Below are 23,387 nucleotides of genomic sequence, written 5' to 3' on the forward strand. Positions count from 1 at the left end.
CACTGTTGCCGGCCGTATCGCGGGGCTGTTGGTGCAGGCGGGTGATGTGGCCGCCGATCGTGCCGAGGCGGCCGCCGTCGCGGCCGCCGACGAGGCCCTGGCCGACGCTGCGGCCAGGCTGAGCCGTTGGGGGTCGCGGCGGTGATCATCAAGCGCACGCGCGGCGTGCACGCAGGCAAGGCATTGGCCTACGACTACGGGCCGGGGCGGGCGATGGAGCACCACAACCCCCGACGTGTCGCGGGCACCGTTGCCGGTCGGGATTGGCGCGCCAGGGCGCGCACCATGCAGACCAAGATCCGCGACGACGGGGACAACGTGTCAGGCAAGCGAGGCCGCGTGATCCGGTTGGCGGTCGCGGCCGCGCCAGAGGACCGGGTGCTGTCCGATCGCGATTGGTCCACCATTGCGTCGCGGGTGGTGGGAGAGTTCACCGGCAATGCTGATGGCTTCGCCTGGGAGGCAGTGCGCCACGACCCGCGCCACATTCACATCACCTTGTTGCAACGTGGCCATGACGGCCGCCTGCTGTCGGAAAGCCACGATTACCGCCGCTTCGGGCGCATCAGTGACGGCATTGAGCGCGATTACGAGTTGACCCGACTGGAGCGCGGCGCGAAGCGCAACAGAGCCGCGCAACGGCCGTCCGCGGAGCGTGCTCCGCAGACGCGGCGACCCGAACGGGAACAGCCGACCCGCGATGACCGGATGGCGGCCGCTCGAGAAGAAGCAAAGCGCCGCGAGCAGCAGCGCCAGCAGCGGCGAGCACGTGACGCTCAGGAACGCGGTGGCCGTGAGCGATAACCCGCGGTGTCTCTACATCGCGTTAGCGTCAGAAGCCCGTTCGTGGAGATGAAGGGACACCCAACGATGGACGATGAAATGACCTTCAAAGTCGCAGTGCCACGCGACGCCAAGGGGCGAGTCCTGCTCTCTGATTCCGAGTGGTCGGCGCGGCTCGATAGCGCGATCGAGCACGCTACAGAGAATGAGGGCGGTGCCGGGGCCTGGGGCTTTGTCCGAGTGCAGGGACACGATGAGGACGGCAACGCTTTGATCAAACTACGGCGGTTCCGCCCTGGGGAACGGCCGCTACCGGCCGGACCCGTCGAAGAGCGACCGGCCGTCACGGCCGCTCGGGCGGAGGCTGCGCGGCGCGACGAGCAACGTCGTCAGACCCGCGAGCAGAATCAGCGCGGCGGGTACGAACGATGAATACCACCGACGACGACACCGACGAGGACGACCGGCTGATCATCACGGCCGCGGCCGGGGCTGCGGCCCTGATGGTGGGGTTCGTTGCATGGACCAATCGGTTCGCGGTGCTGGCGGCGCTGACGCCCTATGGCCTCACCGAGGCGAACCGCACTCCGTTTCACGGCGACCCGTTCCGGCCCGAAGTGATAACGGACTGGCGGCCCGCGGCTGGGTGGCATCTCACTGCAAGCGGTTGGGTGGCGTTGGCGGTCGTGACTACGGGGTTACTCGGGTTGATCGTGGGTGTGGGCGCGGTGGCGGCGTGGGTGCGGTGGTGGCGGCGCGGCGGAACCGATGAGGTGCCCCCGATACCGGCGGCCGCAGTCGCGGCGGTCGCGGCGGCCGCCGGATTGGCCGTCGCGCTGTTTTTTGTGCCGGGGCGGCTCTGGCTGGCGGTCCTAGCGGCGGCGGTCCTTGCTGCGGCCGCTTGGCGGCGGACGGCTACGGTGGGCCGCCGCTACCGCCTGGCCACCACATTCGCCGGGCGCGCAGACCAGGTGCTCGGACACGGGCACCCTGGCCCCGGTCGTGTCCGAGCCCGCGGCTGGCGAGTCGATGACGAGCACGGTGGCGAATATCCGGCCAAGATCGAGGCAACCTGCGGGCCGGGCTGGCAGCACGCTCCTAGTGAACTTGCCGCCCTGGGCCACTACGCCTACGAACTCGGATGGCCCGGCTACGAGTGGCGTTATGACCCGATGCGGAAACGGGTTACCGGTCTGGCAGCGCTGTCATGAGGGGGGCGTCCTGATGGGAAATCAACGAGCGTGGGGGCCGTCGCACAACCCCAAGTTGCCTGGCGGTGTGCAGCTCGGGAAAACCGGCGGGTATTGGTGGGCCATCGCCGCGGGGTCCGTGCTCGCCGCCCCGCTGCTCATCCGTACTACGACCGGCCAAAGCGCGGACGGACAATCAGCCTGGCTAGTCATCGCCGTGATGTCGGTGGCGGCGGCAGGAGTTGGCGCGGGTGAACGTCGGCGGGACTTGCGGTTGGCCTCCGGGCGGTGGGCTCTGTTCGGGGTGGCCACCCTCGCCGCGTTGGCGGCGGCGTGGGGGATACCCGCGACCGCGTACCTGATCGGGTATTACGGGTGGCCGCGTTACGTTCAGTACCGACAGCGCAGCAAATCACGCGTACCGGCCGCCGGCCACGGTTCAAAAAATGAAAAAAGGTTTGGTGCAACACTTTTCACTACAGAACGACGAGGCTCATCGGAGACAAGCAAACTCCCAGCCCGCCCCGGCGGGTACTTTGGCGTCAACGATCGAGGCCAGCCGGTCACGGCCTCTGCGCGCGGTGCCGCCCTGGTGATCGGACCGCCCGAGTCTGGCAAGACGCAGGGCGTCATCATGCCGTCTGTGGCCTTCGCCCCTGCCGCGTGCGTCAGCACCTCCATGAAGGCCGAAGTGCTGGCCGCAACCATGGCCGCACGGCAGCAGCGCGGCCGGTGCTGGCTGTTCGATCCCGGCGGCGCGCCGCCACCGGCCGGAGTGATCGCACTCCGCTGGAATCCGCTCTGCGACGTAACTGGCTGGGACGCGGCCCGCTCGGCGGCCGCGCGCCTGACTGGCCCCGCTCGCGGAAATGCCGGTGCGTCCCACGAAGGTGATCACTGGGTGGACCGTGCCGAAACATGGCTCTCGGTACTGCTGTTCGCCGCCAAACTCTCCCAGCCGGGCGGCGACATTACTTCCTTGGCTCGCTGGTGCATGTCGCCTACCGCGACCGGCCCCGAGGCCGAAGCCGTGCTAATCGTCGCCCAGGAGGACGGTATCGACGGCGCAGACATCGCCGCGACCCTGCTGGATTCGATGCTCGCCGTCCCCGACAAGGAACGTGAGTCGATCGCCTCCACCCTGGCGCGCGTCATGAACATCTACACGTCCAGCGCAGCGCTACGCGCCGGGATCGACCCGAACTTCGATGTCCAGGCCTTTGTCCGCAGTACCGATACCGTCTACATCACCGCACCCGTTGATCGCCAGCGCGATTACGCGCCGCTCATCGCCGGATTCTTGGAATCAATCCGACTGGCGCAGTATCACCGCCGCCAGGACGTCGACCTGGGGCGCGAGACACAAGATGCGCCGGTGACGTTCGTCCTCGATGAGGCAGCCAACACCGCACCGATCCCGCTACCCAACATCGTCTCCGAGGCGGGCGGCCAAGGCCTGCACCTGGTGGTGGCCTTCCAAGACCTCTCACAGGCGCGCGCCCGCTGGGGCCGCGCCGCCGAGGGCTTCATGACCCTATTTCCAGAGAAACTGATCCTCACCGGCATGAACGACAAGCAGACCGCGGACCTCTTATCGGCCATGTCAGGGCACTACGACCGGATGACCATCAGCGTCAGCGCGCCCGGTCGCACCCGCAACCGCCGCGGCGGCACCAGCCGATCCGAACCTGGCTACTCCTACACCAGCACCCGCACACCCGTACTCAGCGATGCCGACATCACCGGGATTCCCCTTGGCCGTGGCCTCCACTGGTCACCACGCGGCTGGGAGCTGCTCACCCTCAACCCATGGTGGAAGCAGCGCAGTGCGTACGGTCTTTAGGCTCCCGCCCGACCCCTGCGGGCTCGGTTGGGTCCGAAATGTCTTACCCCACAGGGAGGATGAGCCACTATGACCGAACGGGATGCATGGCTGGAGCGGTACGCCGACGACTACGAGACGCCCGAGGCGGCCGCCGAGGGTTTCCGTCAGTACAAGGCAAATCAGGCTCGATTAACTGCCGTTGCTGACGGCCTCGCGCAGCCCATGCGCTGCCCAGCTTGCCAGTGCGTCGGCGCGACAGAGGATGGCGAGACGTTGCAGTGTTTGCAATGCGGGCACCGGTTCTAGTCTTGTGACGATCCTCGGTTATGCGCGCGTCTCCACCGCGCACCAGAGTGTCGACATGCAAGTGCAAGCATTGAACTCAGCTGGTGCGGAACGTATTTGGACAGAACAGATGTCGGGAGGAAGGGACGACCGCCCCGAATTGGCGGCGCTACTGGACTACGCGCGGCCCGGCGACGTGCTGATGGTTTGGCGACTTGACCGGCTCGGCCGATCCCTGCCCCATCTGCTGCGCGTCGTCGAGGACCTGGACGCCCGAGGCGTCGAGTTCCGCTCCTTGACGGAAGCGATCGACACCACCACCGCAGGCGGCCGCCTGGTGTTCCACGTGTTCGCCGCCGTCGCCCAGTTCGAGAGGGCGCTAGCGGTCGAGCGGTCGACGGCAGGGGTGGCGGCCGCCAGGGCGGCCGGACGAGTGCCAGGCCGTCCGAAACTGTCCGCCGAGACCGTCGAGGCGGTGCGCAAGCTCGATCAGGCAGGCACGTCACGAACGAATATCTCTCGCTCGCTTGGTATTTCACGGTCAAGCGTCTACCGGGCACTGGTGCCGTAATTCAGCCGGCCTTTTCCGGCTCGGCTCCTCCCCCGATCTTGGATTCTGCCGCGGGCGGGTGTGCTGTCAAGGCTCGGCCTTCGGCCGACCGCCGCGGCGGCTTCGGCCTTGACAGCACACCCGCTCAAGCGCGGACACTGGCCTATATCGGGGAAGGGCAGCAGGTGGGTCACGACGTGGCCGCAGGTCACGAACGTCGGATCGGAGCGGTTTGACAGCTACTACGACGCGTGAGGAAGGGGCACCGAGCCCGGAACTGGCTCGGTAGGCCATCGACGCGGCCGAAAGATGCCCTCAGGCGGCCCGAGGGCAGCCACTACGTCATCCCAGTCACGGACGACGGGATGGTCGCCACCGGCCTGTCTGACCAGATCGCACGCGATCATCAGGAACGCGACGTGCCGGTTCGTGGTGATCTCGGGCTCGGTGTCCTGGTCCCAGGTCCAGGCCGGATCCCAATCCTTTCCCGAAGCGATGCACAGTCGTTCCGCCGATGCGCGAATTGCGCGGGCCAGCCGCGGCTCAGCCGCCGCCGGGGGGTATTGGTGCTCGATGACGAGTTGATCCCAGCCGGTGACCGTGAAGTCCTCGCCGTCTTCGCCAAGTTCGACGTTGTCGGGGTGCTGGGTGCGGCTCATTTCGCATACGACGGTCGTGGGCGCGGGGTGGGCGGGGTACCACCCGCCATCGGCCATATAGGCCCGGATGGAGCCGTGGCCGTCCTCAGCGTGGACGAGGTACCAATGTCCGGCTTGCAACTGCGGTTGTGACACGATGGATCATCCTCCTACCTGCGGGAATGTCGATGCAGACATGCTATCGGCAGCCGCCGACGATTAGCACCGCCCAAGGGTGCGGGCATGAAAAAACCCGCCCCCAGTAGGGGCGGGTGGTATGACGCAATTATGCAACGCGCCTTGCGCGGGCGCAATTCCCCTCCCCTGTCGGGTTTGTCACCACGGCCCCGGCTTGGACACACCCCCGGCCGGGTCGGACAGTTGGCAGGCCTGAAAGTCGGCCGCGGCGAGTTGGTACCACCAGTGATTACCAACCCCGTCCGCAGGTGAGCCACGCAGCTTGCCCGCGGTGTGGCTGCGAGTTGGGTTCACGGTCCCGACCGGGACGCGATCGCGCGCGGTCTGCACCGGGAACTGCAGGTCACTGTCGTTGCTGATCATCACGGCCGCGTCGATGCGCTGTTCGAGCACGTCAAGCAGCAAATGCGCCGCAACGTTCACGTCCGAGCCTTTCTCCTCGCGCCGGGCCACCGACGCCATGAACACCGCGCCAGGGTCGTCCTGACCGGCAGCGTCCTTGACCATCACCGGCCCGCCAGGGTGCACCAGGACCGGGCGGCCGTTGCGGTCAGGAGTGGCCAGAGGAGCCCGCGCCACGCGGTGCACGTAGTTGCCCAGCTCGATGCGGTCGGCCGTCTGGGAGCGCCGCAGAGCCCGCAAATAAGCGTCCTGCTCACGGTTGCCCACCGGGTTGTCCGCGCCGGAAATGACCGCCGTGCAGTAGACCACCCGCTCAATGGTGGCTCCGGTCCAGGTCGAGTGACCGGCGACCACGCGGGCCGCCAAGGCGCGCACGTCGAGCCAACGCCAGCCCACCGTGCCTTTCCCGCACAGCCCGCGGCCGCCGTAGTAGAGATTGAATCCGTCGATGTACACACCCACTCGCATGGGCAGAACGCTAACGGGTGTGCGTGCACGGTGCCCTGACCAGCGGAATTGTCTCACCCAGCAACAGCCGCTGAGCAATTCGACCAGGTGTCGCACTCAGGCGTCAGACTTTATGCCCATGACGAAGTCACTCCAATTGATCACCCGTCCGCCATCTCGATCACTGCCGTTGATGGCCGCCGCTGCTGCGGTGTCGCTCATCGTTTCGGCCTGTGGCGCAACGCAGGCCGTCGACAACTTGGCAGAAACCGCGGCCTTTCCGAAGCCGTTCTTCCCCCCGTACGGAACGGCCACGAATCTCGCGGGGAACATCACCAAGGAGACCCCTGTCTACGCCGGGCCGGGAAGCGCGAGTGAGTGGTCTGGCGCTCGGATCTGGACACTGACCCCCGGAACTCGTGTCACCGCCATTTGCCAGGAAACGAGCCGAGCCGTCTACGCTTCGGATTCGTATACCTCCGTCTCGTGGGCTCCGGGCAAATCCGGCTTCATCTACCGCGGCGGCCTCGAAATCGCCACTCGCACCCCGGACACCAACGAATCCGTATCTGCCGCTGCACTGAAACCGTGCGGCGGTTAGACCCCTCACAACAGGGAACCGCGCTAGCCGCAATATCGATCGAGCCCAACCGAGCCCGCAGGGGTCGGGCGGGAGCCCCACGTGTGTCAAATCTCCCCGTACCGGCTGGGCGGTTCAGACACACGGTTATGGGACACACGCGGGTTGTATCGCTGCATGTGGCCTTGGCCGTTATGTGGCGGGGTTCTGTCGCCGCTTCGTGAGTTCCCTGATGATCGGGCGAATCGTCCCGTGGGTCGATGCCTCTGTGACACGCTCCGCGTGCCGATCCCTCTGTGACGGGTTCCGCGTGCCGATCCCCTGCGGGACGACCGGTGGTGACTTGCGCGACGTCGTCCATCGACGCCGTGCCGTCCCGCGGTTTGTCCGGCTACACGCGAGCTGCTGCGACAGCGTGCATCGTTAGCGACATGGTGAATCGTCCCTGGCGGGCGGCGTCGTGGGCGGTGGTGACGAACCGGTCGAGTTCATTCGCGTCGAGCTCGCCTGCGTCGATGACGTCCTGGGCGAGCTCGCGCATCGAGAAGCAGCCGTCGGGCGCGGGGGACGAGTCGGGGTCCCAGCTCGACCAGACCTGGGTCGCCTGCGTCGAGACGATCTCGCGGAAGCCGGCCGCGCGGGCCAGGTCGGGGAGACGACGGCCGATGCGGGAGGGTCGGGCGCGCTCGACGCCCACGGTCCGCCGCACGGCGTCGGCGAGGTCGTCGGCGCCGACGTCGAGCCGGAGTGACCCCCAGTCGGTGTCGATGAGCGAGAGCCGTCCACCCGATCGCAGCACCCGCGCCAGCTCAGTGACGGCTGCCTGCGGGTCGGGGAGCCACTGGAGGACACGTTCGCTGCGGGCGACATCGAACGACCCGGACGGTACGTCGAGGGCCTGCGCGTCGCCGACCGCGAAGCGCGCCGGGCAGGCGGCGTCCCAGCTCAATCGGGCTGCGTCGAGCATGGCTGCGCTGGCGTCGAGGCCGATGACCTCACCGGTTGGTCCCAGGTCGTCCGCGAGCGCGCGGGCCGCGTCGCCGAGACCGCAGCCGACGTCGAGGAGCCGATCCCCCGTGGTCAGCCGCAGGTGGTCGCGCTCCCATGCCCGGAGGTCGACAGTCGCGCTCCAGCCGGCGTTGGCAATCATGCCCGCGAGCAAGACTCCCGGGTCTGGGGATGCGTCCACCCGCTGGTAGCCCAGCGGGTAGACGTCGTCAGTACTCACCGACGAAGGTTAGACCGGAGTGGTGCGGACAGAGGGCGGTAGACGACGTCGGCCGCACGTTGATACGTCACTCGCGGCATCCATCGCCGGATAGGGATCGCGCACTGGTCACGCTCCGCGTGGCAATCAGCTACCTGTCCACCGCCCCAGGATGCGTTCGCCTCCATCGGCCTTACCGACGTACTGCTTCCCGTTGGAGGAGTCAGCGATGAGATAGATGCCCTGAACCTCCGACAGCGCGGCGCGCCAGTCGGCATAGCGATGGCCCTCGCGGTGGCTGTAGCATGGCGCAATGCTGTCTGTGGCTTTCGTCGGAGGTCCTACTGGAGCGTGGCAGGTGGAGCGGGTCGCCGCTGTCGTCGGGCGCGCGCTTCCTGCCGTTCCACGTCTGGAAGTGGTGGAGGGGAAGGAGGACCTCGCCGGCACGCCCACCTGGATCCTGCGTGGAGTCACGAGCAACCTCCGTTATACCCGTCAGGACGAGGCGGTTTCACTCGCGGCGCGGCAGGAGCCGCTGGGACGAGCGCCAGCCACGCGCGCGGCCCTGATTCCGATCACGAAGTCAGATGCATGGTGGCAGCTTGCTCAGGATGCACGCCGGGAGATCTTGGAGGAGAGCTCGCATCACATCGCTGTCGGTCTGGAGTATCTGCCCGCGATCGCACGGCGGCTGCATCACGGTCGGGATCTGGGCGCTGAGTTCGACTTCCTGACGTGGTTCGAGTATCGGCCTGAGGACTCGGATGCCTTCGAGGACCTGGTTCATCGACTGCGCAAGACGCCGGAGTGGACCTTCATTGCACGAGAGATCGACATCCGACTGTCGCGGTAGTTGCGTTATTGGGAGCCACATCGGCCGTGGAGATGTGTCGAGTCTCGTGGCACTTGGGTGACGATCCCGTCTGAACTCTTTGCGGCGGCTCGGACAGTTTCGGTGTGCGAGGCCGTGTCGAGGTGAGCGTGCCGGTGGAGGCTTCGACCAGCTGCGGCATCTGCTTGTATCCCTTGATCCGGCGGAAGGAACGCTCGGCGTTGACAGGTTCCGCCCTCTCCCGCAGCTCGTGGTGCGTCAGCCGCACGCGGTCGAAACCCGGGAAGGGAACCGTGTCCCGGTCGGCGATCTCCAGCACTGGCAGGTTCTTGGCGCCGGTGGCCCTTCGGTGCCAGTTCCTCGGGCTCGCCCACTCCACCATAAGCCGATCCCTCTGCGTATCAAACCCGAGCGGCGCGGCCTGCGCGATCTTTTCAATCGCCGCGGCGGAACAGCGCGTCGGTCACGGATGTCGCGGCCTCGGCGGCGGTGGCCTTGAGGTCACGGGATGCCCGTCCCTCGATCCCTACGGACCCTGCGGTGTGAGTATGAGTTTCCCGGTGACTGCGCCTGCCTCCAGTGCTCGGTGGGCATCTGCCGCGTGCGTTAGCGGCAGGGCGGTGACCTCGGGGGCCAGGTCACCGCGTTGCAGCAGGCCAATCAGATGGGACAGGTCCGCTCGGAAGTGATCGGGGCGCCTTGTCGCCTTGCCCCGCCGACCGGCGATGACATAGAGCCGCACGGACGGGCCAGGGGTCGTCTTGGCGCGTGCTAACGCGAATGCGTGCCGCAGCAGAGCGGGCAGCCTGCCCAGCCCATTGTCCACGGCGAAGGACATCCCGTAGCTCACAACGATGCCTTTTGGCGCGGTGACTCGGCGCGAACTCCTGAGGTGCGGTCCTCCGACCGGATCGAACGTCGCTGAGACCCCAGCGGGCTCGTGCTGCAGCACTTGGGCGACTACGTCTCCCCGACACCTGTCGATCGCTCTCGCTTGACGTGCGCTGATCGCTTCTGTGCGCTGACCTGATGCGATCCCGATCGCCCGGATCCCTTGGATGGCGGCGAGTTCGAGAAGTGCGGTGCCGACTCCGCCGGCCGCCCCGTACACCAAGACCGCCGCTCCCGGGGTGACCTGGGCAACGCGGTTCAGCAGTTGGTAGGCCGTCACGTAGTTGAGCACCAGCGCCGTCACCTCCGCTGCTGCCAGCTCCTCCGGCACGGGGACCGTCAGGTCAGTGGTGGCAAGGACGTGGGTGCTGTATCCGCCGGTCACAGTCAGGGCGGCGACACGGTCTCCGGGCTGGAGCGTCGCCACAGCGGATCCGACCTCGAGGACCCGGCCGACGACGTCGTACCCGGGCGTGAACGGCAGCCGAGGCGTCTCGGGGTAGATCCCTCGGCGCATGAGAACGTCGGCGTAGGCAACACCCGCGGCTTCTACCTCGATGAGAACCTCGCCAGCTGCTGGGCAGGGAAGCGGGATCTGCTGCGCAACGAGCGTGTCGGCGCCGCCGTGTTGTCGGATGACTACCCGCGTGGCTGTCATGGCCGGAGCGAATCGAGGAAGGCGTCGACATGCCCGGCAAGCCGAGCTGGCGTCAGCAAGTCTGGTGCGATCATGGCGTGCAGGCCCAGTCCGTCCAGGAGAGCAGCCAGTCGTAGTGCTGTGTCAACTGTGTCCAGCTCCGCGGCGAGCTCGCCAGTATTGACGGCCTGCTCAAGCAGTGTTGCCAGCAATGAGCGCCAGTTGTCGAGGCGCTCTCGTTGTTCAGCCAGTGCCTGCTCAGTCGTGAGGATCTGTCCCCACAAGGCCACCCATGCCGACCACTCCAGCCGCCGTTCGGGGACGACGGGCAACAGTTCCAACGCGACGGAGCGCACAGCTTCGAGGCCCGAGTTTTGGTCCAGCACGGCGAGCATCCGGTGCACCCCGCGCTCGACCGCGGTGGAGACCGCTGCGTGTAGGAGCTCAGTCTTCCCGCCGGGGAAGTAGTGGTGCAGCAGACCTGCGGACACTCCCGCCTGCTGCGCCACCCCGCGGACAGTCAGTCCGTCGACGCCCCGATCGTCGAGCACGGCAAGCACGGCACTCACGATCTCGTCACGTCGCTCAGCGACATCTACAAGCTTTGGCACGTATCTATCTTGGACGGACGTCCCGGTCAAAAGTCAACGGTTCGGCACCACCTTCCATCAACCACATATGTGAGACGGCTGCTCATCCGAGCGACGGCTGTCGTGATGAATTGGCGCGCCGAGCGCCAGAAGTCGGTACCGGCCCGTCCATCCCATAAGCGGAACCCGTTGCGGAGGCGGTGCAGGTCATCGGCGGAAACCCACGCCCGAATGTTCGCAAGACCGCCCGAGAAGGGTTGTCCGGTGACGGTGCGTCATATGGGACGGCCTGTCGTCCCGTAAACGAACGATTCCGCTACAGCCGCGACGAGGGATCGTCGCCCTCTTCAGGATGCTTGACGCTTCGCGGTTCTCGGCCGATGCCGTCTGTAGCGAAACTCAGTGCCGGATTCTATGGCTCGATACTTCCCGTGCTGGATGAGTATCGCTACAGTCAGCATCATGGGGCATCTGCTGGGTTATGCGCGTGTGTCGACGACTGATCAGGACGCTGCGCTGCAGATCGATGCGCTGACTGCGGCCGGGTGTTATCGGGTCTTCGTCGACACGATCTCTGGCTCCCTGGATCACCGGCCCGAGCTGGAGAAGCTGATGGACCAGCTGCGCCCGGGGGACACGCTGGTGGTGTGGCGGCTGGACCGGTTGGGTCGCTCGATCAGGCATCTCATCGACCAGCTGCAGGTCCTGTCCGAGCAGGGCGTGGGGTTCCGCTCCTTGCAGGAGACGATCGACACGACCTCCTCGGGCGGGCGGCTGGTGTTCCACGTCTTCGCCGCGCTGGCCGAGTTCGAGCGTGACCTGATCCGTGAGCGCACCAACGCAGGACTGGCCGCTGCCCGGGCCCGTGGCCGCAAAGGCGGGCGACCGCCCGCACTGTCGCCGGACCAGGTCAAGGCGGCGCGTCGGATGTATCAGCAGAAGGAGATGACGGTGGCGCAGATCGGTGCGGTCTTGGGCGTCAGCCGCGCCACCATCTACCGCGTGCTCAACCGCCAAAGTGTCCCAGTGGTCGAACCACGACAGTCGAGAAGCGCCGTGTAGGTCATGGACGCGGCCGGGCGCTGGGAGATCCTCAGGCTTCACGTCGAGGACCAGATCTCGCTCGCCGCCCTGGCCCGTGACACCGGGATCGGGCTGCGCACGCTGGAGCGGTGGCACGCCCGCTACCGCACCGAGGGATACGCAAGCCTCGATAGGCGGCAGCGTGCTGATGCCGGCAGCCGCCGCCTGCCCGCCGAGCTCGTGTCGTTGGTCGAAGGGCTGGCGTTGAGGAAGCCTCGGCCGGCGATCATCACCATCCACCGCAAGGTCAGCACCATCTGCGAGGAGCAGGGATGGCCCGTGCCCTCTTATGGCGTCGTGCGCGCGATCATCGCCGACCTCGATCCGGGCATGGTCACCCTGGCCCTGGAAGGGCCGACGTCCTACCGAGACAAGTACGAGATCGCGCTGCGCCGACAGGCCGAGCGGCCGAACGCGATGTGGCAGGCCGATCACACCCTGCTCGATGTCCTCGTGGTGGGCACCGACGGCAAGCCCGCCCGGCCGTGGCTGACGACGATCATCGATGACTGCTCGCGCGCTATCTGCGGCTACACCGTGTTCCTCGGTGCGCCCTCGGCGATGAACACCGCGCTGGCGCTGCGCCAGGCGATCTGGCACAAGACCGACCTCGCCTGGCCGATGTGCGGCCTGCCCGATGTGCTCTACGTCGATCACGGCAGCGACTTCATCAGCAACCAACTCACCGGCACAGCCGTGGACTTGCATATCCGGCTCATCCACTCTGCCGTCGCGCGCCCGCAGGGTCGCGGCAAGGTGGAGAGGTTCTTCGGGACCGTGAACACCGAGCTGCTGGCTGGTCTACCTGGGTACATCGCCGAGGGTCACCCATGGCCAACGCCGAAGCTGTCCCTGGCTGAACTTGACGCTGCGCTGGAAGAGTTCGTAATCACCTACAACGACCGAGCTCACAGCGAACTCGGCACCTCCCCGCGCGCTGCGTGGATCGCTGAGGGCTGGCTGCCGCGAATGCCCGAGAGCCTGGAAGACCTCGACGGGCTCCTGCTCACCGTCGCCCAGACCAGGGTCGTGCGCCGCGATGGCATCCACTTCCAGGGCCTGCGCTACATCTCGCCCACCTTGGCCGGCTATGTCGGCCGGTCGGTGGTGATCCGCTACGACCCCAGGGACATCACCGAGGTCCGCGTGTTCGACCACGAGGAGTTCGTCTGCAAGGCCATCAACCAAGACCACCACGACCAGAAGGTCAGTCTCAAGGAGGTCCAGGCAGCCCGCAACGCCCGTCGCCGGGCGTTGCGGGAGGGCATCAACGAGCGGATCGCCGTCGTGGCCACCCACACCACCGAAACGCCACCAGCGACCCAGGCGCCGCCATCGGCGACACGGCGGAACTTGAAGGTCTACAGAGAGGACCTGAGGTGAGTCAGCGCTTCATCGTGACCAAAGAACACCGCCGCTTCACCGAGTTCGCCGACGCCGTGCGACGCGGGCACACCATCGGCCTGTGCTTCGGACCAGCCGGCGTGGGCAAGACGCTCTCGGCGCGCCGCTACGCCCGCTGGGACAAGGTCCACGACCTGCTGACCTACTGGGGACCGCGCTCCGACAGTGACGCGCAGGTCTACGCTGCGCTGGCCAAGAGCCGCACCGTGCTCTACACCCCCAGCGTGCTGACCACCCCACGAGCCTTGAAGGACGAACTCGACCAGGTCATCACCCGCACCAACATCTGCATCGAGCAGCACCTCGCGCCGGCCGGGCAGGTCACGCCAGAGACGCGCGGGTGGCGCCACAGCAGGAACTACGTGGAGCTGGTCATCGTCGATGAGTCCGAACGCCTCCGCCCCACCGCACTGGAACTGCTGCGAGACCGCTACGACCGCGACAACATCGCCCTCATCCTGATCGGCATGCCCGGTCTGGAGAAGCAGTTCAGCCACTACCCCCAGTTCTACAGCCGCGTCGGCTTCGCCCACCAGTACCGGCCCCTGGGCAAAGAGGAACTGCTCTTCGTCCTGCAACGGCATTGGCGCGCCCTCGCCAAGACCCTCGACCCAGAGGACTTCACCGACGCCCAAGCCATCGCCGCCATCGCCCGGATCACCCGAGGTAACTTCCGACTCCTGGAACGACTCTTCCCCCAGATCGAGCGCGTCCTGAAGATCAACGAACTCCACACCATCACCAACGACGTCATCGAAGCCGCCGCCAGCACCCTTGTCATCGGCGTCAGCTGACTGGCCGCCACACACCACCGATAGAACCCCGCCACTTATCGGCACACGCCACACGCTGCACGTCGATCGAATCCGTCGAACGTGTCGCAATACCGACCGATTTAGACACGCCGCGCGGCGGCGGCCCGCGCGTAGGCTGCGGCGGCCGCCTCCAGCTGTGCCACATCGCAGGTCGGGCACAACAACGCCGCTGGGCCGAAGTTCCGCCAGGGCCGTGGCAGACGGCGCACAGGGGTGTAGCCGTGTCCGCACCGGGTGCAATTTTTTTCTCGCATTACGGTCCTCCTTCGATTCATGCCACGGCGACGGCCGGGTTGAGCGGCGCGCCCGCCAGCCGCGACGCATACAGCAGGTCCGCGCAACCTTCGGCCGAGCGGAAGTCGCGTAGACACCACACGACCTCGGCGGCGCGGGCGGTCCGGAAAGCCCACTCCACAGGGGTGGCCCCACCGCCATTGGTCACACCGGATCTCGCCATCTCGTAGTTGACGCAAGCCACGGCGAAGGCTTGTCGCACGTCGGCCCACTCGGAATCAGTGATCGGTACGCCGCGCTCAAAGGCATCCATGACCCGTTCGCACGCAGGGGCGTTGAGGTGCCCAGCGCTGGCCGCCATCAGCATGTGCCGTACGGCCACCTGCAGCCGCTGCTGCTCACTGAACGCTATGGCCTGCTGCCATTCCCACGGCATGGCCACCGCGCAGCGGTGTTGCCCTTCGTCACCGTGAGCCGGTGCCGGGTCGATTGTCCGAGGGTCCACGCTGACCGGCCGCGCGCCCACCACGGCGGCCCAGTCCATCACTCGGGCCATTGGCACCGAGGCGGCGAACGCGAGCACCCTTAAGCCCGGTGCGGCGGTGTCGCGCAGCTCGGCGTGACGCGCCAAGACCTCCAACGGATCAGCGCCGCCCGCGGCCGCGGCGGCGTCCCAAAGCTGTCGCCCGACAACCTCGTCGGTGACGGCCAGGCGCACATCGTCGGGAACTCGCACACCGCGCGGGATGTAGGACGGCCCTTCACTGGTGGCCAGCCACGCCGTGACCCCTCCGGTGCGTTCGGCTATCACCGTCACCGCCCACAAGAAGCCCTGCGACGAGCCGTATCCGGCGCGGCGGGTCTGAGCGATCATCGTCTCCACGATCGACCGTGCGGCGTCGGCGGCCTGGCCGATAAGCACGTCGCCGGTTGCGCCGTCGAGCCCGATCGTCCGAACCTGCGACATCGGCATCATGACCGGCGTGGGGTTAGCGCCAGGACCGCCCGCGGTCGCGCCGAGATTGGCCGCCGCGACTGGCCCCGGCTGAGAGCTGCCTGGTATCGCCGGACCGGCATTGGCCGCCCCTGCTGGTGCAGCGGGTGAGAATCCGCCGGCCACTGCGGGCGGGGCCGTCGTGGGCGGGATCATCGGCATTGGCGCGGCCGCAGGGGGCGCTACGGTTCCGTTCGGGCCAGCGGGCGGACCTGCTGCCGGGGGCGGCACAACGGCACTGGCTGCGCCGTGCGCTACCTGCGCGCCAACATTTCCTGCGGTGCCCACTGCACTGGACGTTGCAGATATCGCGCCGGTGGCCATCCGCGCGGACGACTCCGCAATCCCGGTCCCCAGGCTGGCGCCGGGGACACCGCGGCCCGCGCCCGAGATCCCCGCACCATTACCTGTCTGCGGTGCAGGCGTAGTCGAGCCTGGCACCCCTGATGAGGGTGCCGAGCCCGACGAAGCGGACGTAGGAGACGCCGCCGAAGAGGCCGAGGACATCGGCTGTGTCATCGACCCCAACACAGAGGCCGGGCTACTGGATGCCGACGAGGCCCCACCCATGGACGGTGCCGAGGACGTGGGCGACATCGGCGTTCCCCCCGGTGTGCTTGTCTTCTCGATCGCGACATCTCGGTTCGCCGCTTCGCGCGGCGTGACTTCGTCAGGGAATCGGTTGGAGTCCTGCGCCGCTTGGGACAGCGTCGGGTCTTCCGCTGGGCGGGTCTCGGGCATGCGGTCACTCAGTGCGTCGGTGCCCTCTTTGAACGTTTCGTACCCGGCGGGTTGGACACCACTGGTGTCTGCGGGAAGCGGCAACGCTGGCGCGGCCGGGAGAGTCCCCCACGACATCGGTTCTGCGCCGCCCGCAGTGGCCGGTTCGCTACCGCTCTGACCGCCCGAAACCTTCGCATCTAGAGCGGCAACCTCGGCAGCACCGGAAGCGGCTTCGGCTACGACCTCGCTCTGCGCTTTGGTAATGGCCGCGGCGATCCGGCCCTCCAGCTCGGCGGTGAGCGCGCTCGCGCGCACCGCGTCAAGCGCTGACAGCGCCGCATCAATCTGCGGCTCCAACTCATTCTTGGCGGCCGTGATCGCGGTTTCGGCCGCGTCCACACTTTCCGCCATTCTGAGCTTGACCGCCCAGATGCGCGATGCGACACCTTCGGCGACCCGCCCGGCGGCGGCATATGCTCCGTACCGGTCCTCTAGCGCACCAATACTGCTCTGCACCACTCGAATCGCCGCAGTGATGAATTCGCCTGCCTGGTCAGAGGCAACTAGACGCAAAATATCTTGCTGCACACCGTCTTCCGAGAAAAGCCGGGTAGCCTCGGCGTCTATCGCGGCCGCGAATGCGTGCCACGAAGACTCGGATTGCAGAGGCCACAACGTTCCGAGGATCACGTCCGCATGCGGTGAGGTCGGCCGCGGGATATCGCCCCCGCCAACAGCGCTCATCGCGGCGCGAGCCGTTCGCACAGTACGTCCGTTGCGTTTGCAACGCTCTTCACCAGACCGAAACCGTTGCCGCTGGCTTCGTCAAACGCCGTCGTGGCGGTGGAAAGGGCACGCAGCGCCTCAACTGCCGAGCGAGCGGTCTGCTCAAGCACTGGAGCCGTGCCCGCCGCTATACCGGCCTCGAGGGTTTCGGCCGCCTGGCCGTACAGATCACCAGCCTTGATGACTCCCGCTCTCCACGCCGGAGTGCTTTGCACAGCGGGGTCCAGGATGGTCATGCCCTCGGGGATCACCGACTGCGCATCTCCCGCGGCACGGATGAGGGTTCCTGCCGACAGCCATGCTTGGCACGTGGCGCGGTTGGCCTCGGCGGCCGGTCGCGGCGGCGCGGTAGAGGGCGCGAGTGGTTGCGCTGTCACGGTGACCGTGGGCGCGGGTGTCGGCGCGCTGGGTTCTTCGCTGCGGACGACGTTGGCGGTGATGACAGTGGCGGCGATGGCGGCCAGTGCTGCACACATCGCGGCGGTGGCCACCGTGGCCGCCCAGCGTCGCCGCGGCGGCCGGGGAGCTGCCGGATACGGCGCGGGCGGCGGCCAGGTGGGATGAACGGGCGGCGCGGCCGGGTCAGTCATCAGACGGTCCAGACCTTGCCGCCAGGCGGCATGACCGTGGGCATCGTGAACCTCTCCCCCGCTGCGGTCATGTTGTCGGCGTTCGTCTGGTCCTGGTGCACAAGCTCGGGCGGCGACTCATTGAGCGCCGCCGTCTGCTTGGACACTGCGGTGATATCGGCGGCGTCACGAGCGGCCAGGAGCCCCTGAATGGACGCGGCGACCCCAACGGCCGACGCATCCACAGGAGAGCCCGCCGACGCGGGCGGCGGGGAAGGGATAGTTACGGGTGACCTGGCGGCCTCCGTGGCCGTCGAGCTGGCCGCCGCTGCGGCCAAGGCGTCGGGCTGAATTTGCATCCGGTCGTTGCTCATAACGTTGATCCTCCCTCGCGGTGAGTGACACCACGTAAGTGCTCAGCGAGCTAGATTGGCGCGCTGCGGGTGCCCTGCCAGTACTCCGGTAAGTGCTCTTGAATGGTGATGAGATCCCCCCCGGTCACGACCGGCTGCGCACCGTCGATTTGCGTCAGGACTCGATCGACCGAGTAGTACAACTGATAGTCGGAATCGTCTGCGCTAGACCAGGTTTCCTCGATCCTGGTCCGATACCAGCCACGCCAGTCCTGATGATCGCCACCCGCTGCCAATCCAGCGCGGTAAGACGCCTCGATCGCGTCGAGGGCACGCGCCTCCAGCACGGAATCCAGGCGCGCCGCGTTCGGCCGGTCGCCAGCGGGAATGGTGAAATCGGACAGCCACCTTTTGGTGCGGAACTGGTGTCGCTGTAGGTCTTGGGCTGCGTCACGCCACGCGGTGAGCGCTCGCCGCCAGTCGCCGCCAGTCGCGTTCGGCTCCCACGCCGAGGGCGGCGCGGTGGCCACCTCGTAGAGGGCCAGGGCGTCCGCGTCGAGCAGCGCCGGGTCCGTGGGCTGCGGGAAGCCAGCGGCGTAGTGCGCCGCAGGGTGCAACCCGCTACGCCAGTCGGCGGCCAGGAACCCAGAACGGGCGTTGCTCAACACAATTCCCCAAACCGAGCCAGTGGTTTGGTAGTGCTGCCAGGACGCTCGCCACTGTTTTTGGTTGGCCTGCAATTCGGCAACCTGCGCCTGATAGCGCCGCCACTGTGCGTCGAACGTGCCGCGCAGCTCGCTGCCCGGCTCCGCGCCGAAATCGTCAGGGTCACTCATGACTGCCCTATCTGGCTACTGGCAACGTTGCGGCGGACCAACGCGAAAACCGGGGTCCAGTGGCCTGTCCGTACCAAGTGGCGGTGACACGTGGTCGGCGACGGCTTCCAGAGCTTCGCTCACGCCCCCATATGGTCCGCAGTCGATCGGTGCGGGAGGCTGCGCAGGCTCGGCGGCGGCGACTGGCGCGACGGCTAGGCCGGTCACGACGGTGAGCAGCACCGCCGCGATTCGTGGTGCGTTCTTCATCATCTGATTGTCCCTCCGTTGTGCGACATCTGGTCTAATCGCGATTTGCAGCGATGGCCTGGGTGACTTGCTCGGCTAGCTCGTCATCACTGAGCAGGCGATCAACGAGCGCGGCCAAGACTTCCTGTCCCGTGACGCGGGCCAGCCCCAGCCGTTCGGCCACCGTGCTTTGCCACCCGTCGAGCGCACGATGAGCAGTCGGGGTGAGGTCCACGGTGCGCCGCACGTTCTTCTGACGTACGACTGCCGCCGCCGAAGCGGGGACAGGAGCGGTCGACGGCGGTGGTTCGGGCGCGGCCTCCTCTTGGTTGGTGAGCGATTTGGCCGGCGTTTTCTGCCGCAGTCGTTCAGCGTTCGCCTTGATCTTGTCGGCGGCGGTGCTCATTGGTTGGTCCTTGGCTCGAAGTGGGAGCGAAACCCGCCGAGCCATTCAGCCCGGTCCGGTCCAGCTAAGTCGCCAGGACACCACAAGTCGGCATCGGCAGGATCGGAGGCGTCGCCGCTGGCGACACGCTCATGGGCTTCCAGATATCCGGCCACATGCAGATCCTTGAATTGGTCCGTGCTCATCAGCGCGATACCTCCTGGTGAATGACTATCTCAGTAACTCAGTATATCAGTAGTTACTCAGAGATTACGCCGAGAAGATCGGCGGCAATGTCGCCATAGGCGGTTGCGGCTGCGTTCACGATCGGCAACCCGAACGCCTGCGCGTAGCGCTCCAGACGGCCCACGGTTGGCCCCAGAACACGCACACCGTCATCCGCGAGCATCTGCCGGTACACGTCGGTGCTGGCGGCATTGGATACCGTTCGGGTGAGCACGACCGCCAGTTGCGGCGGGTCACCGGCCGCCAGGGCGGCCGCGTCCTCGACCAGCTCGCGGATTGCGGGAACCCGTGCGTACTCCATTCCGGTGGGGGCCATGGGCACCAGGACGTGAGTCGACAGTCGGATGGCCGAGGCGACCACGCCGCGCCTCTCCTTCATCGGGGGAGTGTCGATCACCACGGCGTCGTAACGGTCACCCGTGACGCCGGGCAGCTTGCGATGAAGGTCCGTCACCGGCATCCCGATCACCGGAATGTTCCACTCCCCCGACTCCGACCAGGACAGCAGTGACTCGTTTTCACCGTCTGAGTCGACGCCCAGGACGGAGAGCCCACTTTCGGCCAGCGCGTGCAAGACAAACGCCGCGGTGGTGGTCTTAGTTGAGCCGCCTTTGAGGTTGGCGACGACGATGGTCAGAACTGGGGACACTGAGTCAACTCCGATTCAGTAGATACGGACTTACTGATCTACAAATTTCAGTAACTACGCAAATCATTGCATGACGGGGGCTCAACCCGCCAGAGTATTTTCCGTAAATACGCAATTCCGTATCTCCGTAGTTACTGAGATACGGAACTCTACGTTAAGACACTCTCGTCAAGATCGGCGTGTCGTCTCGGCGTTATCAGATACGTAGGTAACGGTGGGTGTTATGGCTCAACCGCACAAGGGGGATCGGGCGCAGATCATGTGTCGCCCAGTCCTGCCCGTCTATGAGGAGATACGTGCCCGCGCTGCGGCGCTGGGCATGTCCATGTCGCAGTACGCGGCCGATGTCCTCGCCCAGCACGTGGGCCGGGCTGACTTGGTGCGCGAGCTCGAAAGGCGAGAGGGGTTGCCGCTGGCGATGTAGCACCGCGGCCCGACGCCCGGGCCACATGTGACAAATCAATAGCGGTGTGGATCATCTGCTGACACGACGAAGGCCCCCCGAAGGGGGCCTTGTCTGAGGTTTCGACCTGAGGGCCAACTCAGGTCTGGGTCCGCACCCGGTGCCCCGAAAGGGACGTGTCTTGGTGGACTCGTCTCACGGTAGCGCACGCCCTGAAGCGCGGCTAGATGCGGCGCGCAGTGGGTGCGCAAATCGTGACATTCTCGTCGCCCCTCGGGCGACTTCCTCGCCGCAACTCAATGCGGTGTTCTCCGCGGACGCGGAGAGCGCTGGCGCGGCCGCTGTGGAGCGTGCTGCGCGCGCCAAGCGGTGGCGCGGGTGGGTGGAGCAGGCTGGCGCGGCTGCGCCACGCGCGCCGATGTGGACCAGCCGTGCGGGTTGGCTCACGGCACTTTCGGAGTGGGCGCATTCGCCAGGCTTCACGGACGCCAGGGAGTCGGCGCGGGTGTCCATCACCGCCGCCACAGTGCTGGCCATCGCAACGGTCATGGCTGAGCACGCCGACCACGCGACCGGCCGCCACGTGGCCGTCACGCGCGCCACAATCGCCGATCGGGTGGGTTGTGACGTGCGGACCGTGACGGCGGCTTGGCGGCTACTGAGGACCGCGGGATGGGCCGTAGAGGCACAGCGTGGCCACGGCTCACCGGGTACCCCGCGGGTTGGCCGGCGGCCCTCGGTCTATCACTTGGTGCCCCGAAAGTCAGCGGCGCCTGTGCACGGTTTCCACCTACCGCCATCCCGTAGGGATAGGCGGTTAACCCCAGTTGGTAAAGACTCACCAAGCGCGCCGAAGCGCGCCGAAAATTTCGACATTCCCTCAAAAACCACCGCTTCGCGGGCACCGATGGCGCGTCCTTGGCGCACCGTGGCGCGGCCGCTGGCCCTCCAGCGGTTGGCGGCCGCTCTGGTTTCCCGAACGCACGGCTTAGACCGCGGTCATATCGGCGCGGTGTGTGATGCGATCACAGCCGCCGGGATCAATCCTGAGACCTGGACGGCTAGGGCGATCACAGACGCTCTCAACGCCGATATGCGCGCCCGCGGTTGGTCCTGGCCGGACCATGTGGAGCGGCCTGGCGCGTTCTTGGCGCACCGCCTTAAGCGGCTGAACTGGCGAACCGAGGGTCCACCGAAAAGCAGCGGCGTTGCCGCTGCTGGCCTGGACAAGGGACAGGGTTCCGCAGGCGATCAAGTGCGGCCGTTGACGGCCGCGCAGCGTGAACGGATAGCGGCCGCAAAGGAGGAGATCCGCACCGTCATTGCGTCCCGAAAGGGTGCACATGAGCCGCACCGCCAGGGCGATAACGCGCGGGCGCTACGGGGTTCGCTTGGCGCGCCGTTGTCGCGTCCGTGGAGCGGTGAAACCAAGTTCTCGGAGTTGGGCAGCGGTGAAGAATCCGCGGGCTCGGATGCTGCGGTACTCGGCGGCGTAGGCGCGCAGCTCGTTGTCCGCTGCGGCGCGCAGCTGCGCTGCTCGGTCGCGGTGGTCGGTGAGTCGGTCGAGGGCGGCGGTGGCCTCGGTGCGTAGCTCCGACAATGCCGCTTCGATGCGTTCACGGTCCGGCTCGGTCATGGCTGCCGATGGTAGCCGCCGGTCCTGCTGCGTAGGCGGTCGCGCACTTCGTGCGCGCCGGATGCACACCTGGCGGTGTGCGGGAGCGGCGCAGCGCTCCCAGGCGGAACGGCCCGCGGGCGGCCCTGCCGGGGGTGCCTCGTACTCGCTGGCGCTCGCACATTCGACAACCCCCGTCCGTGCCGCTTCTAGCGGGCCGTTCCTTCCACTCCGTGAGAGGGGACGGACTATCCCTGTCAACAACCTCAGGGCCGTCCCCTCTCACTACGTAGCAAGGTATGCAAAACATAAACCGGCTGCGCCGATTTCCATTTTGCCCTTGCCCGCTTCGCGGGGCGGCATAAATGCCGCTACACGACAGAGGTCGTGTGTACGCTGGTCAGCGTGAAAACCGCGATGGAGTCGGGCCCCCTGACGGGGTGTCCGACGGTGAAGTTGTGGCAGCCGGTGGCCGCCCACTGGCGCGGGGGAGAAGGCGGGACCGCTGGCGCGGTCCTCGTCGCGGCGCTGGCTGCGCTCGATGCGCCCGGCTTTCGCCTGCCGATCCCGGCACCGAAACGGGCGGAAGTCGACTCGCTCGCGCGCGCCGGATCGGCGCTCAACGACGCGGTGCGCCAGCGATACACGCGGGGTCCAGAGGCGGGGGCGATCACCGCTGCGGCGGCCGGTGTGGGTGCCGCAGCTCGGCGGTTGGGAGAAGGCCAGCCGCGCGGGGCCAGAGAGCCGGTGTTGTGTACGGGCAAGCGCGATCGGGTGGTCAAGCTTCGTCTTGACCCTCGGCTCTATGCCGCGATGAGGGATGCAGCGGGGCTGTACGGGACGGGCTTCGGAGAGTGGATGCGCGATGGTGTGGCGGCCACGGTCAATGAGCACCAGGCGCGACGGCCAGCGGAGGAGACCCGCGACGCGCGCACTGTTGCCGGCCGTATCGCGGGGCTGTTGGTGCAGGCGGGTGATGTGGCCGCCGATCGTGCCGAGGCGGCCGCCG

The 23,387-nt window shown here is 67.0% G+C and carries 28 protein-coding genes; 14 read left to right on the plus strand and 14 right to left on the minus strand.

Translation table 11 applies throughout. The features are described 5' to 3' along the window. The first annotated feature begins 141 nt into the window (after window positions 1-141). The 6 genes from BST47_RS29525 to BST47_RS29545 all read left to right on the plus strand — a co-directional run bounded on the left by BST47_RS29525 (window position 142) and on the right by BST47_RS29545 (window position 4,654). Window positions 142-804: a relaxase/mobilization nuclease domain-containing protein gene (locus tag BST47_RS29525; protein WP_083129301.1), complete on the plus strand. Its 663-nt coding sequence runs from the start codon at window positions 142-144 to the stop codon at window positions 802-804. A 78-nt stretch (window positions 805-882) separates the two neighbouring features. Continuing rightward, window positions 883-1,215 carry a hypothetical protein gene (locus tag BST47_RS29530; RefSeq protein ID WP_133056258.1) on the plus strand — a complete coding sequence of 111 codons (333 nt, stop codon included), beginning with the start codon at window positions 883-885 and terminating at the stop codon, window positions 1,213-1,215. Beyond that, window positions 1,212-1,994: a hypothetical protein gene (locus BST47_RS30865; RefSeq protein ID WP_165799867.1), complete on the plus strand. Its 783-nt coding sequence runs from the start codon at window positions 1,212-1,214 to the stop codon at window positions 1,992-1,994. The genes BST47_RS29530 and BST47_RS30865 overlap by 4 nt, the downstream gene beginning before the upstream one ends. 283 nt (window positions 1,995-2,277) lie before the next feature. After that, window positions 2,278-3,816: a type IV secretory system conjugative DNA transfer family protein gene (locus tag BST47_RS29535; RefSeq protein ID WP_165799868.1), complete on the plus strand. Its 1,539-nt coding sequence runs from the start codon at window positions 2,278-2,280 to the stop codon at window positions 3,814-3,816. A gap of 69 nt (window positions 3,817-3,885) precedes the next feature. Continuing rightward, the gene (locus tag BST47_RS29540; protein WP_083129304.1) at window positions 3,886-4,104 is read left to right on the plus strand and encodes a hypothetical protein; all 219 of its coding nucleotides are present in this window, start codon (window positions 3,886-3,888) and stop codon (window positions 4,102-4,104) included. Further along, the gene (locus BST47_RS29545; protein ID WP_165799869.1) at window positions 4,061-4,654 is read left to right on the plus strand and encodes a recombinase family protein; all 594 of its coding nucleotides are present in this window, start codon (window positions 4,061-4,063) and stop codon (window positions 4,652-4,654) included. Before BST47_RS29540 ends, BST47_RS29545 begins: the two co-directional genes overlap by 44 nt. Window positions 4,655-4,875: 221 nt before the next feature. Here BST47_RS29545 and BST47_RS29550 read toward each other — a convergent pair whose 3' ends face one another. After that, window positions 4,876-5,427: a hypothetical protein gene (locus BST47_RS29550; RefSeq protein ID WP_083129306.1), complete on the minus strand. Its 552-nt coding sequence runs from the start codon at window positions 5,425-5,427 to the stop codon at window positions 4,876-4,878. 180 nt (window positions 5,428-5,607) lie between these two features. Beyond that, on the minus strand, window positions 5,608-6,339 hold the full coding sequence (locus BST47_RS29555; RefSeq protein ID WP_083129307.1) for an NYN domain-containing protein: 732 nt from the start codon (window positions 6,337-6,339) through the stop codon (window positions 5,608-5,610). Window positions 6,340-6,457: 118 nt separating this feature from the next. Between BST47_RS29555 and BST47_RS29560 the strand changes: the two genes are divergently transcribed. Further along, entirely contained in the window at window positions 6,458-6,919 is a 462-nt protein-coding gene (locus tag BST47_RS29560; RefSeq protein ID WP_083129308.1) for a hypothetical protein, read from the plus strand. Window positions 6,920-7,289: 370 nt separating this feature from the next. Here the strand turns inward: BST47_RS29560 and BST47_RS29565 are convergent, their stop codons facing one another. Continuing rightward, window positions 7,290-8,126: a methyltransferase domain-containing protein gene (locus tag BST47_RS29565; protein ID WP_083129309.1), complete on the minus strand. Its 837-nt coding sequence runs from the start codon at window positions 8,124-8,126 to the stop codon at window positions 7,290-7,292. Between the two features lie 292 nt (window positions 8,127-8,418). On the opposite strand from BST47_RS29565, the gene BST47_RS29570 reads away from it, so the two are divergent. Beyond that, window positions 8,419-8,958 carry a chlorite dismutase family protein gene (locus BST47_RS29570; protein ID WP_083129310.1) on the plus strand — a complete coding sequence of 180 codons (540 nt, stop codon included), beginning with the start codon at window positions 8,419-8,421 and terminating at the stop codon, window positions 8,956-8,958. 505 nt (window positions 8,959-9,463) lie between these two features. Here the strand turns inward: BST47_RS29570 and BST47_RS29580 are convergent. After that, window positions 9,464-10,486 carry an alcohol dehydrogenase catalytic domain-containing protein gene (locus BST47_RS29580; protein ID WP_083129311.1) on the minus strand — a complete coding sequence of 341 codons (1,023 nt, stop codon included), beginning with the start codon at window positions 10,484-10,486 and terminating at the stop codon, window positions 9,464-9,466. Then, entirely contained in the window at window positions 10,483-11,076 is a 594-nt protein-coding gene (locus BST47_RS29585; RefSeq protein WP_165799870.1) for a TetR/AcrR family transcriptional regulator, read from the minus strand. The genes BST47_RS29580 and BST47_RS29585 overlap by 4 nt, the downstream gene beginning before the upstream one ends. A 441-nt stretch (window positions 11,077-11,517) precedes the next feature. Between BST47_RS29585 and BST47_RS29590 the strand changes: the two genes are divergently transcribed. Genes BST47_RS29590 through BST47_RS29600 form a run of 3 tightly spaced genes read left to right on the plus strand, consistent with a single transcriptional unit; the run spans window position 11,518 to window position 14,336 of the window. Beyond that, complete coding sequence (locus tag BST47_RS29590; protein ID WP_036572654.1) at window positions 11,518-12,117, plus strand: recombinase family protein; 600 nt, start codon at window positions 11,518-11,520, stop codon at window positions 12,115-12,117. Between the two features lie 3 nt (window positions 12,118-12,120). After that, complete coding sequence (locus BST47_RS29595; RefSeq protein WP_030153513.1) at window positions 12,121-13,521, plus strand: TnsB C-terminal domain-containing protein; 1,401 nt, start codon at window positions 12,121-12,123, stop codon at window positions 13,519-13,521. Further along, window positions 13,518-14,336 (plus strand): AAA family ATPase, encoded by an 819-nt coding sequence (locus tag BST47_RS29600; protein WP_030153515.1) that lies wholly within the window; start codon window positions 13,518-13,520, stop codon window positions 14,334-14,336. The genes BST47_RS29595 and BST47_RS29600 overlap by 4 nt, the downstream gene beginning before the upstream one ends. A 292-nt stretch (window positions 14,337-14,628) precedes the next feature. Here the strand turns inward: BST47_RS29600 and BST47_RS30560 are convergent, their stop codons facing one another. Beyond that, on the minus strand, window positions 14,629-15,558 hold the full coding sequence (locus BST47_RS30560; RefSeq protein WP_133056259.1) for an EspK C-terminal domain-containing protein: 930 nt from the start codon (window positions 15,556-15,558) through the stop codon (window positions 14,629-14,631). A 307-nt stretch (window positions 15,559-15,865) separates the two neighbouring features. On the opposite strand from BST47_RS30560, the gene BST47_RS30565 reads away from it, so the two are divergent. Further along, complete coding sequence (locus BST47_RS30565; protein WP_133056260.1) at window positions 15,866-16,486, plus strand: hypothetical protein; 621 nt, start codon at window positions 15,866-15,868, stop codon at window positions 16,484-16,486. A 562-nt stretch (window positions 16,487-17,048) separates the two neighbouring features. Here the strand turns inward: BST47_RS30565 and BST47_RS29610 are convergent. Genes BST47_RS29610 through BST47_RS29640 form a run of 7 tightly spaced genes read right to left on the minus strand, consistent with a single transcriptional unit; the run spans window position 17,049 to window position 20,360 of the window. After that, window positions 17,049-17,684: a hypothetical protein gene (locus BST47_RS29610; RefSeq protein ID WP_083129314.1), complete on the minus strand. Its 636-nt coding sequence runs from the start codon at window positions 17,682-17,684 to the stop codon at window positions 17,049-17,051. After that, window positions 17,684-18,037, minus strand: a complete 354-nt coding sequence (locus tag BST47_RS29615; protein ID WP_083129315.1) for a hypothetical protein — start codon at window positions 18,035-18,037, stop codon at window positions 17,684-17,686. The genes BST47_RS29610 and BST47_RS29615 overlap by 1 nt, the downstream gene beginning before the upstream one ends. Window positions 18,038-18,087: 50 nt before the next feature. Continuing rightward, on the minus strand, window positions 18,088-18,852 hold the full coding sequence (locus BST47_RS29620) for a hypothetical protein (RefSeq protein WP_083129316.1): 765 nt from the start codon (window positions 18,850-18,852) through the stop codon (window positions 18,088-18,090). 15 nt (window positions 18,853-18,867) lie between these two features. Beyond that, window positions 18,868-19,101 (minus strand): hypothetical protein, encoded by a 234-nt coding sequence (locus tag BST47_RS29625; protein WP_133056261.1) that lies wholly within the window; start codon window positions 19,099-19,101, stop codon window positions 18,868-18,870. Between the two features lie 34 nt (window positions 19,102-19,135). Next, entirely contained in the window at window positions 19,136-19,486 is a 351-nt protein-coding gene (locus BST47_RS30870) for a hypothetical protein (RefSeq protein WP_165799871.1), read from the minus strand. Beyond that, a complete protein-coding gene (locus BST47_RS29635) occupies window positions 19,483-19,671 on the minus strand; it encodes a hypothetical protein (RefSeq protein WP_107529127.1) in 189 nt (62 codons plus the stop codon). The genes BST47_RS30870 and BST47_RS29635 overlap by 4 nt, the downstream gene beginning before the upstream one ends. Window positions 19,672-19,724: 53 nt before the next feature. After that, window positions 19,725-20,360 carry an AAA family ATPase gene (locus BST47_RS29640; RefSeq protein ID WP_083129318.1) on the minus strand — a complete coding sequence of 212 codons (636 nt, stop codon included), beginning with the start codon at window positions 20,358-20,360 and terminating at the stop codon, window positions 19,725-19,727. A gap of 223 nt (window positions 20,361-20,583) precedes the next feature. Between BST47_RS29640 and BST47_RS29645 the strand changes: the two genes are divergently transcribed. After that, entirely contained in the window at window positions 20,584-20,784 is a 201-nt protein-coding gene (locus tag BST47_RS29645) for a toxin-antitoxin system (protein WP_083129319.1), read from the plus strand. Window positions 20,785-22,141: 1,357 nt separating this feature from the next. Here BST47_RS29645 and BST47_RS29650 read toward each other — a convergent pair. Continuing rightward, a complete protein-coding gene (locus BST47_RS29650; protein ID WP_083129320.1) occupies window positions 22,142-22,399 on the minus strand; it encodes a hypothetical protein in 258 nt (85 codons plus the stop codon). 384 nt (window positions 22,400-22,783) lie between these two features. Between BST47_RS29650 and BST47_RS29655 the strand changes: the two genes are divergently transcribed. Beyond that, a partial coding sequence (locus tag BST47_RS29655; RefSeq protein ID WP_133056262.1) for a hypothetical protein occupies window positions 22,784-23,387 on the plus strand: 604 nt, incomplete at its 3' end.

Source organism: Mycolicibacterium tusciae, assembly GCF_002086795.1.
Taxonomy (GTDB): Bacteria; Actinomycetota; Actinomycetes; order Mycobacteriales; family Mycobacteriaceae; genus Mycobacterium; species Mycobacterium tusciae.

What these genes read in the sequence shown, in the direction of transcription:
- BST47_RS29620 (WP_083129316.1), bottom strand. Translation starts at nt 18,852, where the DNA reads ATGAGTGACCCTGACGATTTCGGCGCGGAGCCGGGCAGCGAGCTGCGC.
- BST47_RS29645 (WP_083129319.1), top strand. Translation starts at nt 20,584, where the DNA reads ATGGCTCAACCGCACAAGGGGGATCGGGCGCAGATCATGTGTCGCCCA.
- BST47_RS29540 (WP_083129304.1), top strand. Translation starts at nt 3,886, where the DNA reads ATGACCGAACGGGATGCATGGCTGGAGCGGTACGCCGACGACTACGAG.
- BST47_RS29595 (WP_030153513.1), top strand. Translation starts at nt 12,121, where the DNA reads ATGGACGCGGCCGGGCGCTGGGAGATCCTCAGGCTTCACGTCGAGGAC.
- BST47_RS29560 (WP_083129308.1), top strand. Translation starts at nt 6,458, where the DNA reads ATGACGAAGTCACTCCAATTGATCACCCGTCCGCCATCTCGATCACTG.
- BST47_RS29650 (WP_083129320.1), bottom strand. Translation starts at nt 22,399, where the DNA reads ATGACCGAGCCGGACCGTGAACGCATCGAAGCGGCATTGTCGGAGCTA.
- BST47_RS29615 (WP_083129315.1), bottom strand. Translation starts at nt 18,037, where the DNA reads ATGAGCAACGACCGGATGCAAATTCAGCCCGACGCCTTGGCCGCAGCG.
- BST47_RS29590 (WP_036572654.1), top strand. Translation starts at nt 11,518, where the DNA reads ATGGGGCATCTGCTGGGTTATGCGCGTGTGTCGACGACTGATCAGGAC.
- BST47_RS29555 (WP_083129307.1), bottom strand. Translation starts at nt 6,339, where the DNA reads ATGCGAGTGGGTGTGTACATCGACGGATTCAATCTCTACTACGGCGGC.
- BST47_RS29610 (WP_083129314.1), bottom strand. Translation starts at nt 17,684, where the DNA reads ATGACTGACCCGGCCGCGCCGCCCGTTCATCCCACCTGGCCGCCGCCC.
- BST47_RS29570 (WP_083129310.1), top strand. Translation starts at nt 8,419, where the DNA reads ATGCTGTCTGTGGCTTTCGTCGGAGGTCCTACTGGAGCGTGGCAGGTG.
- BST47_RS30865 (WP_165799867.1), top strand. Translation starts at nt 1,212, where the DNA reads ATGAATACCACCGACGACGACACCGACGAGGACGACCGGCTGATCATC.
- BST47_RS30870 (WP_165799871.1), bottom strand. Translation starts at nt 19,486, where the DNA reads ATGAGCACCGCCGCCGACAAGATCAAGGCGAACGCTGAACGACTGCGG.
- BST47_RS29625 (WP_133056261.1), bottom strand. Translation starts at nt 19,101, where the DNA reads ATGAAGAACGCACCACGAATCGCGGCGGTGCTGCTCACCGTCGTGACC.
- BST47_RS29580 (WP_083129311.1), bottom strand. Translation starts at nt 10,486, where the DNA reads ATGACAGCCACGCGGGTAGTCATCCGACAACACGGCGGCGCCGACACG.
- BST47_RS29635 (WP_107529127.1), bottom strand. Translation starts at nt 19,671, where the DNA reads ATGAGCACGGACCAATTCAAGGATCTGCATGTGGCCGGATATCTGGAA.
- BST47_RS29530 (WP_133056258.1), top strand. Translation starts at nt 883, where the DNA reads ATGACCTTCAAAGTCGCAGTGCCACGCGACGCCAAGGGGCGAGTCCTG.
- BST47_RS29545 (WP_165799869.1), top strand. Translation starts at nt 4,061, where the DNA reads ATGGCGAGACGTTGCAGTGTTTGCAATGCGGGCACCGGTTCTAGTCTT.
- BST47_RS30560 (WP_133056259.1), bottom strand. Translation starts at nt 15,558, where the DNA reads ATGTCGCAGGTTCGGACGATCGGGCTCGACGGCGCAACCGGCGACGTG.